Origin of the sequence: Mycolicibacterium parafortuitum (assembly GCF_002086815.1) — a bacterium.
Lineage (GTDB): Bacteria > Actinomycetota > Actinomycetes > Mycobacteriales > Mycobacteriaceae > Mycobacterium > Mycobacterium parafortuitum.
Genome location: NZ_MVID01000026.1, coordinates 62,551 through 76,259 on the forward strand (window position 1 = coordinate 62,551; position 13,709 = coordinate 76,259).

12 protein-coding genes are annotated in these 13,709 nt (G+C 70.2%); 4 read left to right on the forward strand and 8 right to left on the reverse strand.

Annotated features, from left to right (window positions below):
- Window positions 1-53 precede the first annotated feature (53 nt).
- A complete protein-coding gene (locus BST38_RS23010) occupies window positions 54-2,645 on the forward strand; it encodes an FHA domain-containing protein (RefSeq protein ID WP_083145804.1) in 2,592 nt (863 codons plus the stop codon).
- Between the two features lie 72 nt (window positions 2,646-2,717).
- Window positions 2,718-3,287: a TetR-like C-terminal domain-containing protein gene (locus BST38_RS23015; RefSeq protein ID WP_083145805.1), complete on the forward strand. Its 570-nt coding sequence runs from the start codon at window positions 2,718-2,720 to the stop codon at window positions 3,285-3,287.
- Between the two features lie 7 nt (window positions 3,288-3,294).
- Here BST38_RS23015 and BST38_RS23020 read toward each other — a convergent pair whose 3' ends face one another.
- The 6 genes from BST38_RS23020 to BST38_RS23045 all read right to left on the reverse strand — a co-directional run bounded on the left by BST38_RS23020 (window position 3,295) and on the right by BST38_RS23045 (window position 8,871).
- Window positions 3,295-4,524: a globin domain-containing protein gene (locus tag BST38_RS23020; protein WP_083145847.1), complete on the reverse strand. Its 1,230-nt coding sequence runs from the start codon at window positions 4,522-4,524 to the stop codon at window positions 3,295-3,297.
- A gap of 125 nt (window positions 4,525-4,649) precedes the next feature.
- Complete coding sequence (locus BST38_RS23025; RefSeq protein WP_083145806.1) at window positions 4,650-5,210, reverse strand: pentapeptide repeat-containing protein; 561 nt, start codon at window positions 5,208-5,210, stop codon at window positions 4,650-4,652.
- A 2-nt stretch (window positions 5,211-5,212) separates the two neighbouring features.
- Window positions 5,213-5,785 (reverse strand): GTP-binding protein, encoded by a 573-nt coding sequence (locus tag BST38_RS23030; protein WP_083145807.1) that lies wholly within the window; start codon window positions 5,783-5,785, stop codon window positions 5,213-5,215.
- Window positions 5,766-6,110, reverse strand: a complete 345-nt coding sequence (locus BST38_RS23035; RefSeq protein WP_083145808.1) for a DUF742 domain-containing protein — start codon at window positions 6,108-6,110, stop codon at window positions 5,766-5,768. The genes BST38_RS23030 and BST38_RS23035 overlap by 20 nt, the downstream gene beginning before the upstream one ends.
- Entirely contained in the window at window positions 6,107-6,514 is a 408-nt protein-coding gene (locus BST38_RS23040) for a roadblock/LC7 domain-containing protein (protein ID WP_083145809.1), read from the reverse strand. The genes BST38_RS23035 and BST38_RS23040 overlap by 4 nt, the downstream gene beginning before the upstream one ends.
- Entirely contained in the window at window positions 6,511-8,871 is a 2,361-nt protein-coding gene (locus tag BST38_RS23045; RefSeq protein WP_083145810.1) for an ATP-binding protein, read from the reverse strand. Before BST38_RS23045 ends, BST38_RS23040 begins: the two co-directional genes overlap by 4 nt.
- A gap of 228 nt (window positions 8,872-9,099) precedes the next feature.
- On the opposite strand from BST38_RS23045, the gene BST38_RS29805 reads away from it, so the two are divergent.
- The gene (locus BST38_RS29805) at window positions 9,100-9,231 is read left to right on the forward strand and encodes a hypothetical protein (RefSeq protein ID WP_272818858.1); all 132 of its coding nucleotides are present in this window, start codon (window positions 9,100-9,102) and stop codon (window positions 9,229-9,231) included.
- Between the two features lie 34 nt (window positions 9,232-9,265).
- Window positions 9,266-9,730: a tRNA (cytidine(34)-2'-O)-methyltransferase gene (locus BST38_RS23050; RefSeq protein WP_083145811.1), complete on the forward strand. Its 465-nt coding sequence runs from the start codon at window positions 9,266-9,268 to the stop codon at window positions 9,728-9,730.
- A 3-nt stretch (window positions 9,731-9,733) separates the two neighbouring features.
- Here the strand turns inward: BST38_RS23050 and BST38_RS23055 are convergent, their stop codons facing one another.
- Together BST38_RS23055 and BST38_RS23060 are read right to left on the reverse strand one after the other, a co-directional pair.
- The gene (locus BST38_RS23055) at window positions 9,734-10,375 is read right to left on the reverse strand and encodes a nitroreductase family protein (protein WP_083145812.1); all 642 of its coding nucleotides are present in this window, start codon (window positions 10,373-10,375) and stop codon (window positions 9,734-9,736) included.
- Between the two features lie 14 nt (window positions 10,376-10,389).
- The gene (locus BST38_RS23060) at window positions 10,390-13,683 is read right to left on the reverse strand and encodes an error-prone DNA polymerase (RefSeq protein WP_083145813.1); all 3,294 of its coding nucleotides are present in this window, start codon (window positions 13,681-13,683) and stop codon (window positions 10,390-10,392) included.
- Between the last annotated feature and the right edge of the window lie 26 nt (window positions 13,684-13,709).

The window sequence follows — 13,709 nt, forward strand, 5'->3', positions numbered from 1 at the left end:
CGGCTACCGTTAGAGTTGGGCGCGATGTTTAATGTCGCCGCCGGAGCGGCTCCGTGACCCGCCCAGGATCCCCTGCCCTGACCGTTCGCTACGACGGATCCACCCACACGTTCGCGGCAGGCAACGACGTCGTCGTCGGCCGGGATCTGCGGGCCGACGTCCGGATCGCCCACCCGTTGATCTCGCGCGCGCACCTCGTGCTGCGCTTCGATCAGGGCCGGTGGATCGCGATCGACAACGGCAGCCTCAACGGCATGTACGTCAACGGCAGGCGGGTGCCTGCCGTTGACATCAACGACGGCGGGCAACTGCACATCGGTAATCCCGACGGACCGCTGCTGACCTTCGAGGTGGGCCGCCACCAGGGATCGGCGGGCACCCCGCCGACGACCGCGATGCCCGCGGCGCCCCGCCCGACCGGGCGTCCCCCGGTCCAGCGCCCGCAGACCGGACCGTCCAGCGGCCCGTACCAGCGGCCGCACACGTCGGCGACGTACCCGGCGCCGCCGGTGCCCCCGCCGCCGGTCGCGCCGCCGCACACCGCTCCGTCGCGGCCCGCCCCGGCCCCGCAGCCCATCTCGTCGCCGTCGATGGATCCGGTCACCGTGATGGGGCCCGCGGCCGCGCCCCGCTCGGGCGGCGGCGACAACATCGCGACGAGCATGTTGCGCATCCTGCGACCCGGCAAGCCCGCCGACGCGCCCGCCGGATCCATCAAGATCGGTCGCGCCAGCGACAACGACATCGTCATCCCCGACGTGCTGGCCTCACGCCACCACGCGACACTGATCCCGACGCCCGCCGGCGCCGAGATCCGCGACAACCGCAGCATCAACGGCACGTTCGTCAACGGGTCGCGGGTCGACAGCGCGATGCTCAACGAGGGTGACACCGTCACGATCGGCAACGTCGACCTGCTGTTCCGCGACGGAACGCTGGTGCGCCGCACCGAGACCGCGGCGGCGACCGCGACCGGCGGCCTCGACGTGCACGGCGTCACGTGGACCATCGAGAACAACAAGACGCTGCTCGACAACATCTCGATGTCGGCGCGGCCCGGCACGCTGACCGCGGTGATCGGCCCGTCGGGCGCGGGCAAGTCGACGTTCGCCCGGCTGGTCGCCGGCTACACCCACCCCACCACGGGGCAGGTGTCGTTCGAGGGCCACGACGTGCATGCCGAGTACGCGTCGCTGCGCTCCCGGATCGGGATGGTGCCGCAGGACGACGTGGTGCACGGCCAGCTGACGGTGCGCCAGGCGCTGATGTACGCCGCCGAGCTGCGGCTGCCGCCGGACACCACCAAGGCCGACCGTGAGAAGGTCGTCAACGAGGTGCTCGAAGAGCTCGAGATGACCAAGCACCTCGACACCCGCGTCGACAAGCTCTCCGGTGGTCAGCGCAAGCGCGCCTCGGTCGCCCTCGAGCTTCTGACCGGCCCGTCGCTGCTGATCCTCGACGAGCCCACCTCGGGTCTGGACCCGGCGCTGGACCGGCAGGTCATGACGATGCTGCGCCAGCTCGCCGACGCGGGCCGCGTCGTGCTCGTGGTGACCCACTCACTGACCTACCTCGACGTGTGCGACCAGGTGCTGCTGCTGGCGCCGGGCGGTAAGACCGCGTTCTACGGCCCGCCCAGCCAGATCGGCCCGGCGATGGGCACCACGAACTGGGCCGACATCTTCAGCTCCGTCGCCGGCGATCCCGAGGCGGCGGCTGCGCGGTACCTGGCCCAGCACGGGCCGCCGCCGCCCCAGCCCGCAGCGCTCACCCCGTCCGAACTCGGCAACCCGACCCGGACCAGCCTGCGACGGCAGCTCTCGACGATCGCGCGCCGCCAGATCCGGCTGGTCATCTCCGACCGCGGGTACTTCGCGTTCCTGATGCTGCTGCCGTTCATCATGGGCGTGCTGTCGCTGTCGGTGCCCGGCGATGTCGGATTCGGCGTCCCGAAGACCGCGATGGAGGGCGGCGAGGCACCCAACGAACCGGGCCAGATCCTGGTCATGCTCAACGTCGGCGCGATCTTCATGGGCACCGCGCTGACGATCCGTGCCCTGATCAGCGAGCGCGCGATCTTCCGCCGGGAACAGGCCGTCGGCCTGTCCACGTCGGCCTACCTGCTGGCCAAGGTGGTGGTGTTCACCGCGTTCGCGATCGTGCAGGCCGCGATCGTCACGTCGATCGCGATCCTTGGCAAGGGCTGGGGGCCGGGCGCGGTCGACAGCGGCGCGGTGCTCGGCAACCGCAGCATCGAGTTGTTCCTCGATATCGCGGTGACGTGTGTGGCCGCGGCGATGGTCGGTCTCGCACTGTCGGCGCTGGCCAAGTCCGCTGAGCAGATCATGCCGCTGCTCGTGGTCGCGATCATGAGCCAGTTGGTGTTCTCCGGCGGCATGATCCCGGTGACCGACCGCATTGTGCTGGACCAGATGTCGTGGTTCACCCCGGCCCGCTGGGGCTTCGCCGCGTCGGCGTCGACCGTCGACCTGATCCGGCTGGTGCCCGGACCGCTGACCCCGCAGGACCGGCACTGGGAGCACACCTCCGGGGCCTGGCTGTTCGACATGGGGATGCTGGTGTTGATCAGCGTGGCCTACCTCGGCTTCGTGCGCTGGCGGATCCGGCTTAAATCAGCTGGCTGAAATGGCTGATTCCGTCGGCAGTTTCCGCTGACTTCCGTACGCTCGGCCCTCGGGGATGTAGGGGGGATCGAGTTGTCGGACACCGACGGGTCGCAGCGCGCAGCCGCCATCGAAGCGGCGCTGGAGGAAGTGCAGCACTGGGGCGTGGACCGCTTCCGCCTCGAAGGGGTGGCGCTGCGCGCCAAGCTCAGTCCCGACTACCTCCGTCAGACATGGGGCAGCGAAGAGGAACTGATCGCCGAAGCGCTGATGAGCTACAGCCGGACGATGATCGAATTGCCCGACACCGGTTCCCTGCACGGCGACCTGACCGCTCTCGCGCTGGCTCTGGCCGGGTACCTGAACGAGCCGATGGGGCGGCGCATCTCGCGCATGCTGGTGATCGACAGCAAGGCCGAGGCCGTCGATCCGAGCACCCGGGGCCGGTTCTGGACGGTGCGGCGGGAGATGGTCGAAGCGATCTTCCGCCGCGCCGCCGAACGGGGTGAGCTGCGCGACGATGTGAAACCCGTCGTCGCGCTGCAGCTGCTCACCTCGCCGCTGCACACCTACGCGCTGTACTCCAACGACACGATCGGTCCCGAGTACTGCCGCATCATCGCGAATCTGGTGACGCGTGCGGTCGGTACGGGCGTGCCCTGACCGCCGGTCAGCCCAGCAGCCAGTCGTTGGGCGAGAACAGCTCGCAATGCACCCGCTCGGCGGGCACGCCCCGCTCGGCGAGCTGAGCCCGCACCGCCTGCGCGAAACCGTTGCTGCCGCACAGGTACACGTGCCCGTCGGCGGGCAGCGCGATGCCTGCGAGGTTCATCAGGCCGGCGTGCGCACCGGACAGCCCGGCGGTCACCCCGTCCTCGTACCAGAGGTCCAGACGCGCGTTGGGCATCGCCTCGGTCAGCTCGGCCTGACGCTCCCGCAGCGGATGCGCCTGATCGCTGCGGTCGGCGTGCAGCACGTGCACGACCGTCTGGGGCGCCGCCGCGGCCAGGTGCTCCAGGATGCCGACCATCGGGGTGACGCCGATGCCCGCCGAGATCAGCACCACCGGGGCGCCGCCGTCGGGAGCCGGCAGATCACCGAACGGCACCGTGACGTCGAGGATGTCGCCGACGCACAGGTTGGCCGCGATCCACGACGACACCTCACCGGCGGGTTGGTCGGTGCCCGCGGCGACGGGCTTGACCGCGAATGTGAGCTCGTCGGACCCGGGAACGTTGACGAGGCTGTACTGGCGCAGCTGGCGGGCGCCGTCGGGCAGCGTCACGCCCACCGAGACGTACTGGGCGGGAAGCACGTTGACGAACGGCTTACCCTCGGGACGCACGGTGATCAACACCGCGCCGGACGGGTCGTCGACCCGGGACACCACGGTGGCCCGCCGGTACACGTCACCGTCGGCGACGCCGGCCGCGCGGTACAGGTCACGCTCCAGCGCGATCAGCGTGTCGGCCATGATCCAGAACACCCGGTCCCACGCGGCCGCCACGTCGGCGGTCACGGTGTCGGCACCGAGCACCTCCACGATCGCGGCGAACAGATGCTCGTGCACGATCGGGTACTGGTCAGCGGTGACACCGAGCGACGCGTGCTTGTGCCCGATACGCGAGAGCAGTTCGGCCGGGTGCGGCAACTGCGGGTCCACGAGGTGGGCGGCGAACGTCGCGATCGACGCCGCGAGCGCGCGCTGCTGGGCGCCCTGGGCCTGGTTGCCGCGGTTGAACAGGTTGCGCAGCAGTTCGGGGTGCGCGCCGAACATGCGGCGGTAGAACTCCGTGGTGATCTCGTCGATGTGGGCACCGACCAACGGCAGTGTCGCGGAGATCGTCTGTGCGTAGGCCGGTTCCAGTTCGGCGGGGGCTGCGGCGACGGTGGCGGTCATCGAGGGTCCTTTCATTTGACGGCTGCCACCGACGCTAATTTTTTGCGCATCGACAAAGCGACTTTTCCGGCTATGCGGTCAAACACCCTTCCCCGTGCGGTTTTTTGACCAGCGCCGACGCGTTTTCAGCCGCCGATATCGAGGCCGTGGGCGGCGGCGAACCTGATGGCCTGCTCGATGTCGACCTTGGCTGCGCGCAGCTTCGCGGTCGTCCAGAACGTCGGGTCGACCCGCGCGCCGCGCAGGTCGGCGCCGTCGAATCGGGCGTTCTGCACACGGGCACCGGACAGGTCGGCCCGCGCCAGCACCGCCTCGCGCAGATCCGCGCCCACCAGGCTGGTCTCCCGCAACCGGCAATCCGACAGGTCGGTCTTGCGCAGGTCCATACCGCCGAGCACCGCGAGGGTGAAGTCCACCTCGACCAGCGTCAGCGGCCGCATCCGGCACTCGACGAACGTCGAGCCGAGGAAACTGCAGTGCCGGAAAGTGCTGTGCCACAACGATGTCCGACGGAACGTACAGTTGCGGAACGCCGAGCCGGTGTGCTCGGAGTCGGACAGGTCGGCACCGGTGAAGTCGCACTCGGTGTAGACCACCCGCTCGGTGCGCAGCCCGCTCAGATCCTCGTCGCGGAAATCGTGACCGTGGAACTCCCGGTCGGCCTCATGGGCGTGTTCGACGGTCACCGTTATCCCGTCGGCGCCAGCCGGCTCAGCGCGTACTCGGTGACGGCGATCAGCGCCGTCTTGGCCGACTCGCGGTCGCGGGCGTCGACGGCGATCAGCGGCACGTGCTGCGGCAGTGCCAGCGCGCTGCGCACCGATCCCAGCGGATACCGCGGCGCGCCGTCGAAGTCGTTGACCGCGACCACGAACGGCAGCCCGCGCGCCTCGAAGAAGTCGACGGTGGCGAAGCTGTCCTCCAACCGGCGCACGTCGACGAGGATGACCGCGCCGATCGCACCGCGGATCAGGTCGTCCCACATGAACCAGAACCGGCGCTGTCCGGGTGTACCGAACAGGTACAGCACCAGATCGTCGGCCAGGCTGATGCGCCCGAAGTCCATCGCGACGGTCGTGGTCGTCTTGTCCGGAGTCGCGTGGAGGCCGTCGACGCCGGCCGAGGCTCCGGTGACCAACGCCTCGGTGCGCAGCGGAACGATCTCTGACACCGCCCCGACGAAGGTCGTCTTGCCGGCGCCGAACCCGCCGGAGATCACGATCTTCGTCGACGCCCGCCCGTCAGAGTGCCCTGAGGCCACGCAGTGTCCTTCCGATCAGTTCTCGTCGTTCGTCGGCTGTCGCGGCCGCGCCCAGGGTCGCATGCACCCGCAGATAACCCTGCACCACCAGGTCCCCGACGAGTACCCGCGCCACGCCGAGCGGAACACCGAGATGCGCCGCAATCTCGGCCACCGAGGGGCGCCGGTCACACAACACCAGGATCCGGGCGCGCATGTCGTGGCCCGGCCAGTTCGCCGCGGGCGCGGTCGCCGCGACACCGACAGGCGCCTCCCACGGCAACGCCACCTCGGTGTCGGTGCGCCCGGCGGTAAGCGTGTACGGGCGTACCAGCGGCGGTGTCACGGATGCCCGGCGGTGCGCCGCGGCGACTGCACGACCGCGCCGACGCGTTCCACGAGGACGGCCATCTCGTAACCGATCTGCCCGATGTCGCAGTTGCGGGCCGCCAGGGTCGCGAGGTTGGACCCGTCGCCGACGCGCATCAGCACTAGATAGCCACCCTCCATCTCCACGACGCACTGCAGCACGTGGCCGCCGTCGAGCAGCTGCGCGGCCCCGATCGACAGGCTCGCCAGCCCCGACGCGACGGCGGCGAGTTGGTCGGCCCGCTCTCCCGGGAGGTGCTCGCTGGCGGCCATCAGCAGCCCGTCGGCCGACACCAGGATCGCGTGCGACACCCCCGGGACCTCCCGGGCGAACTTCGCCACCAGCCAGTCCAGCGACGAGCGCTGATTCGGTGTCGTCATGGCGCGTCCGGGGCCGCGTCCTGGGCCCGGCGCCGGCCGGCGTACACACCGCCGAAGTGGCCACCGAGGCTGGCGCGGACGGCGTCGGGGTCACGCGCCGGGATCGGATGGCCGTCGGTCGGCTCCACCGTCCGGTCGGCGTGGCCGGGGATCAGGCGCGCACCGGGCTGGCGGACCGGCAGACCGTCGCTGGTGTGGGTGCGCACCGGGGCCGACTGCGCGGCCTCTGCCGCCGACCAGCCGTGATCCCACACCGACTTCCAGTTCAGGTCGGTGCTGTGCGCGATCTCGTGCGGATCGACCAGCCACTCGGAGAGCATCTTCTGGTAGATCGCATCGTCGTCATGGTCGACGGTGGCGCGCCCGTGCCGAACCGGCGCGGGCTCGGGAGCCGGCGCGGGCTCGGGTGCCGGCGCGGGAGCCGGTGCCGGCCGGGGTTCCGGAACCGGCGCGGGCGCGGGTTCCGGTGCCGGCGGCGATGTTTCGGGCCAGCGGTGACGCAGCAGCCGCGCCGGGATGTACACCCCGGCGGTGGTGCCGGAGTCGGGCTTGCCGGCCACCGTGCTGCGCAGCCGCACCACCAGGCCGTGCTGGGCGGCCAGCCGGCTCACCACGAACAGGCCCATGTGGCGCGCGGTGTACGGGGTGACCTCACCGCCGGATTCCATCCGGGTGTTGGCCACCCGCAGATCCGATTCGGTCATGCCGAGGCCGGTGTCGGCGACTTCGACGACGAGGCCGTTGTTGCCGGTGGGCACCGCGGACACCCGGACCTCGGTGCTCGGCGGCGAGTACCGCAACGCGTTGTCGAGCAGTTCGGCCAGCAGGTGCACCAGGTCTGCGGCGACACCGCCGGCGACCTCGGTGCCGGGTACTTCGCCGGTGGCGACGCGGGCGTAGTCCTCGACCTCGGACGCGGCGGCCCCGACGATGTCGGCGACGCTCATCGGTTCGGCGCGATCCCGCGCCGTCTGCGCCCCCGCCAGCACCATCAGATTGGCGCCGTTGCGGCGCATCCGGGCCGCGAGATGGTCCAGGCGGAACAGGCTCTCCAGCCGGTCGGGGTCCTCCTCGTCGCGCTCCAGCCCGTCGATGAGGGCCAGCTGCTGGTCGACCAGCGACCGGTTGCGCCGCGACAGCGTCTCGAACATGTCGCTGACCTGCAGCTGCAGCCGGGCCTGCGCACCGGCCAGCACGAGGGCCTGCTGGTGCAGTTCGTCGACGGCGTGAGCGACCTGGCCGACCTCCTCGGTGGTCTGCACCGGCACCGGGGCCACCGTGAACTCCTTGCCGTCGGCACGCACCTGTTCGACCTCCTGGGCGAGGTCTTCGTGGGCGACCTTGAGCGCGGTGTCGCGCAGGGTGCGCAGCGGCCGCACCAGCGACCGGGCCACCCAGAAGGCGAGCAGGCCGGCCAGCAGGATCGCCGCGGCGACGAGCGCGGAGTCGCGGATGGCCGCGGTGCGGGCCTGCGCGGCGTGCTCGGCCACCGTGGCCGGCACGGTCTTGGCGATCCGGTTGCTCACCGCCAGCGCGATGTCGGCGGTGACCTGTTGGGACGCAAGCAGTTCAGGGTTGCCGACCAACGGGGTCGCCGGTTCGCTCAGCAGCGACATACGCCGCACCATGTGGGAGCGCAGCGCCGAGGCCTGGTCGCTCATACCGCCGAGGAAGGTGCCCAGCGCGGTGACGGTGGCGGGTTCGGTGCCGGCCAGGGTGACCATCGCCGAGCGCAGCAACGGTTCCGGGAGGTCGGCTCCGCGGTTGACCAGGATCCGCTGCATCGCCATCTGGCCGCGGGCGCCGACGGCCCGGGCCAGCACGTCGGCATGCTCGCGCACCTGGTCCTCCCCGGGGCCGACCAGACCGGTGATGGCCGTCTGCGCGGTGATCAGCAGCGGACCGAACGTCATCACACGGGTGCGCAGATCCATCGCGCCCGCGTCGATCTTGTCGAGCAGGTCCTGCCCGTAGTCGAGGAGGGTGTTGGTCGCCAGCCGGACGTTGTCGTCGACCTCGGTGGCGTTCAGCAGCCGGGCCAACTCCCTCTTGCGCGAATCGAATTCGGTCACCACGTACCGGGTGTCGCCACCCTCGGTGGTGACGACGAGCGCTTCCTGCAGTGCGGACATGTAGTCGACGACCGCGGGCACCAGCGTCGCGCGGTCGGCGGCGCGGTCGAGTTCGCGGGCTTCGCCGACGGCCGAGGACACCCGCAGGCCTCCGAACACACACGCCAGCACCAGCGGGACCACGGCGATGGCCAGCACCTTGACCCGGACCGGCCAGTTGGCGGGCGCCCATCGGGACGGCCGAGCGGTCGGGTGCGCGCGCATCACTGATCGAGGATCGTTCATAGGACTTCCTGCGGAAGGGCAGCGACCCGACGAGTATGCCAGCCACCGTGCACCGTTTCCACCGCTTCGTACCGTGGACCGATCGTTACCCCATCGACGCGTTCGCGTGCCTGGATCGTCGAACTTCCTAAGGAAGAATTAAGGCCAGATGCCGGCGATTTCGCGGCGTCTCGATGGGTAACCAGCCCGCACAACGGAGGTGCGAAGATGGTTCGAAACGGTGTCGAAATGGGCCTGCTGGCCGATGCCTGCGAGATCGGCGACTCCCCCTTGATGAGGGCCATGAGCGGCGAGATCGTGGATCTCGACACGCTCGACGGCCTGATCTCCATCGCCGCGTACGAAACCTGCCTGGACTGACGCCGCCTGCGCGCACGCCGATAAGGTGACGTGCGTGTTCAGGGTGCTGTTCTACTCGCCTCGAATCGCACCCAACACGGGCAACGCGATCCGCATGGTGGCCGGTTCGGGGTGCGAGCTGCATCTGGTCGAACCACTCGGGTTCGACCTGTCCGAACCCAAGCTGCGGCGCGCCGGGCTCGACTACCACGACCTTGCCTCGGTCACCGTCCATCCCGACCTCGACGCGGCGTGGTCGGCGGTGATGCCGGCACGGGTGTTCGCCTTCACCGCGCACGCGCGCACGTCGTTCGCCGAGATCGCCTATCAGCCCGGCGACGTGCTGATGTTCGGCCCCGAACCGACCGGCCTGGACTCCGATACCCTGGCCGATCCGCATATCACCGAGCAGGTGCGGATCCCGATGCTGGCCGGGCGGCGCTCGCTGAACCTGTCGAACGCCGCGGCCGTCGCCGTGTACGAGGCGTGGCGCCAGCACGGCTTCGCCGGCGCCGTCTGACTCCTACCAGGTGTCCCAGTGGGTGAGCTGCTCGGCGGGCAGCCGCCGCGCCTTCTTGAAATCGGTGCCCTTGGTGTACGCGATCGGGAACAGGCCGGCCTGGCTGTAGTCGTCGAACGGGATACCGAGAAGTTCGGCGGCTTGGCGTTCACCGTCGCCGAGCAGATGCAGCGTCGTCCACGCCGAACCGAGGCCGCGGTTGCGCAGCGCGAGCATGAAGCTCCACACCGCCGGCAGCAGGGAACCCCAGTAGCCGGCGCTGGCGCCCGACACGGTGTCCTGCGGCTTGCCCTGCAGGCACGGGATCAGCATCACCGGCACCTTGTCGAGGTGGTCGTTGAGGTAGCGCGCGGAGTCCTCGACCCGGGGGCGCTGCTCGTCACGCAGGTCGCCCAGGCTCGGCTTGGGCGCGTTCAGGTACGGCGTCGCGTTGGTCCGGTAGATCTCGGCGAGCGCCTTCTTCTTCTCCGGGTCGCTGACGAAAACCCACTGCCAGCCCTGGTTGTTCGATCCGGTGGGCGCCTGCAGTGCGATGTCGAGGCATTCCATCAGGACCTCGCGCGGCACGGGCCGGTCGAAATCCAGCCGCTTGCGTACCGAGCGGGTGGTGGTGAGGACTTCGTCGGCGGAAAGGTTGAGCGTCATCTCCCCGAGGGTACTCAGCGGAAGTCGCGGGACTTCGACCCGATCTTCATGTTGATCGGGCCCATCCGGTCGGCCACCACGGTGACGGCCCCGGTGGCGTTCTGCACGATGCCGCGGATCACCAGCGCCGACGCGGTCTGGGCGAGCTTGCGGTGTCGCGCCCAGACCCCTTGGGAGCACAGCACATTGACCATTCCGGTCTCGTCCTCGAGGTTAAGGAACGTCACCCCCTGCGCGGTGGCGGGCCGCTGGCGGTGCGTCACCGCACCGGCCACCAGCACCCGGGTACCGTCGCGCACCGACAGCAGCCGGTCGGCGGGCACCACGCCGATCGCGTCGAGATCCTCACGCAGGAACTCCGTCGGGTAGCGGTCCGGTGACACCCCGGTCGCCCACACGTCGGCCGCGGTCAGCTCCAGCTCGGTCATGCCCGGCAGTGACGGCACATGCGAGGCCGAACCCACCCCCGGCAGCCGGTCGGGACGTTCGGCGGCGGCCGCCCCGGCCGCCCACAGCCCTTCCCGGCGGGTGATCCCGAAACATCCCAGCGCGCCCGCGGTGGCCAGCGCCTCGGTCTGCGGCACCGACAGCTGTACCCGCCGGGTCAGATCGGTCAGGGACACGAACGGCCCGTGGGCTTTTCGTTCGGCGACCAGCTTCTCGGCCAGTTCGTCGCCGATGTGCCGGACACTACCGAGCCCGAGCCGCACCTCCAGGCCCCGGTTCTCCAGCGTGGCGTGGGCCAGGGCGGCGTTCACGTCGGGTCCATGCACGGTGACGCCGTGCCTGCGGGCGTCGGCGACCAGTGTCTGCGGGGAGTAGAAGCCCATCGGCTGGGCCCGCAGCAGCGCCGCGCAGAACGCGGCGGGATGGTGCAGCTTGAACCAGGACGAGTAGAAGACCAGCGACGCGAAGCTCAGAGAGTGGCTCTCCGGAAAACCGAAGTTGGCGAAGGCCTCCAGCTTCTCGTAGATCCTCCTCGCCACGTCCCCGGTGATGCCGTGCAGTTCGGCCATGCCGTCGAAGAACCGTCCCCGCAGCCGGCGCATCTTCTCCGTCGAGCGCTTCGACCCCATGGCCCGGCGCAGCTGGTCGGCCTCGGCGGGCGAGAACCCGGCGCAGTCGACCGCCAACTGCATCAGTTGTTCCTGGAACAGCGGCACCCCCAAGGTTTTTCGCAGTGCGCGCTCCATCGACGGATGGTCGTAGGTGACCGGCTCCTGGCCGTTGCGCCGCTTGATGTACGGGTGCACCGAGCCGCCCTGGATCGGGCCGGGGCGGATCAGTGCGACCTCGACCACCAGGTCGTAGAACATCCGCGGCTTGAGCCGGGGCAGGGTGGCCATCTGCGCGCGGGACTCCACCTGGAACACCCCGACCGAGTCGGCGCGCTGCAGCATCTCGTAGACGGCCGGCTCGGACAGGTCGAGTTTGGCCAGATCCACCTCGATGCCCTTGTGCTCGGCCACCAGGTCGATCGCGTAGTGCAGCGCCGAGAGCATGCCGAGGCCAAGCAGGTCGAACTTCACCAAACCGATTGCCGCGCAGTCGTCTTTGTCCCACTGCAGCACGCTGCGGTTCTCCATCCGCGCCCACTCGACCGGGCACACGTCGGCGATCGGCCGGTCGCAGATCACCATGCCGCCGGAGTGGATGCCCATGTGCCGGGGCAGGTTGGAGATCTGTTTGGCCAGGTCGATGACCGGCTCGGGGATGTCCTCGACGTGGGTGGCGTCGGCGAGATTGCCCCACTGGCTGATCTGCTTGCTCCACGCGTCCTGCTGGCCCTGCGAGAACCCCAGCGCCCGGGCCATGTCGCGCACCGCGCTGCGACCCCGGTAGGTGATCACATTGGCCACCTGCGCGGCGTACTCCCGGCCGTAGCGTTCGTAGACGTACTGGATCGCCTTCTCCCGCAGGTCGGATTCGATGTCGATGTCGATGTCGGGCGGCCCGTCGCGGGCCGGTGACAGGAAACGTTCGAACAACAGCTCGTTGGCGATCGGGTCGACGTTGGTGACCTTCAACGCGTAACAGACCGCAGAGTTGGCCGCCGACCCCCGGCCCTGCGACAGGATGCCGCTCTCCCGGCAGAACCGGGTGATGTCGTGCACCACCAGGAAGTAGCCGGGGAAGTTCAGCTCCTCGATGATGCGCAACTCGCGCTCGATCTGGTGGTAGGCGCGCGGCGCATGCTCGGGCGGGCCGTAGCGTTCCCGCGCGCCCAGCATCACCAGATGCCTCAGCCAGCTGTCCTCGGTGTGACCGGCGGGCACCTCGAACGGCGGCAGCTGCGGGGCGATCAACGCCAGCCCGAACGCGCACTGCTCCCCCAACTCGGCCGCGGCTGTCACCACCTCCGGGCAGTGCGCGAACACCCGCGCCATCTCCTCCCCCGAGCGCAGGTGCGAACCACCCAGCGGCGCAAGATAACCCGCCGCCTCGTCGATGGAGTGCCGGGCCCGGATCGCGCCCATCGCCATCGCCAGCCTGCCCCGCGACGGTTCGGCGAAATGCGCCGCGGTGGTGGCGATGACACCGAGCCCGAAGCGGGGCGCCAGCGCGGCCAGCGCCGCGTTGCGTTCGTCATCGAGCGGGTGGCCGTGGTGGGTGAGCTCGACGGTGACCCGGTCGCGGCCGAACCGGTCCACCAGATCCGCCAGCGCCGCCTCGGCGGCCTCGGGACCGCCCGTCGACAGCGCCCGCCGGACATGACCTTTGCGGCACCCGGTCAGGATCTGCCAGTGCCCGTCTGCGGTCTCGGTCAGCGCGTCGTAGTCGTAGCGCAGCACCCCTTTCTCGCCGCCGGCCAGATGCGCCGCCGCCAGCTGCCGCGACAGCCGGCGGTAGCCCTCCGGCCCGCGCGCGAGCACCAGCAGGTGCGGGCCGGGCGGGTCGGCGACGTCGGTGCGGCTGCCCCCGCCCAGGGACAACTCGGCACCGAACACCGTGGCCATGTCGAGTTCCCTGGCCGCCTCGGCGAACCGCACCACCCCGTAGAGGCCGTCGTGGTCGGTCAGCGCGATGGCGCGCAGATCCAGCCGGGCCGCCTCCTCCACGAGCTCCTCCGGCGTACTGGCGCCGTCGAGGAAGCTGTAGGCCGAATGGGCGTGCAGTTCGGCGTAGGGCACCGCGGCCCCCGGCCGGGTCAGCTCGGGAGCGCGGTACTGTCCTCGCTTGCTCGACCAGGCCGGACTGTCCCCGCCGTCACCGACCTGCGCGTCGATGGGCCAGCCCGCGCGGCGCGGCTTTCCCTCCAGGACGCGCCGCATCTCGCCCCAACTCGGCGGACCGGTGTGCCAACCCATCCCGGCAGTTTATCGAACATCCGTTC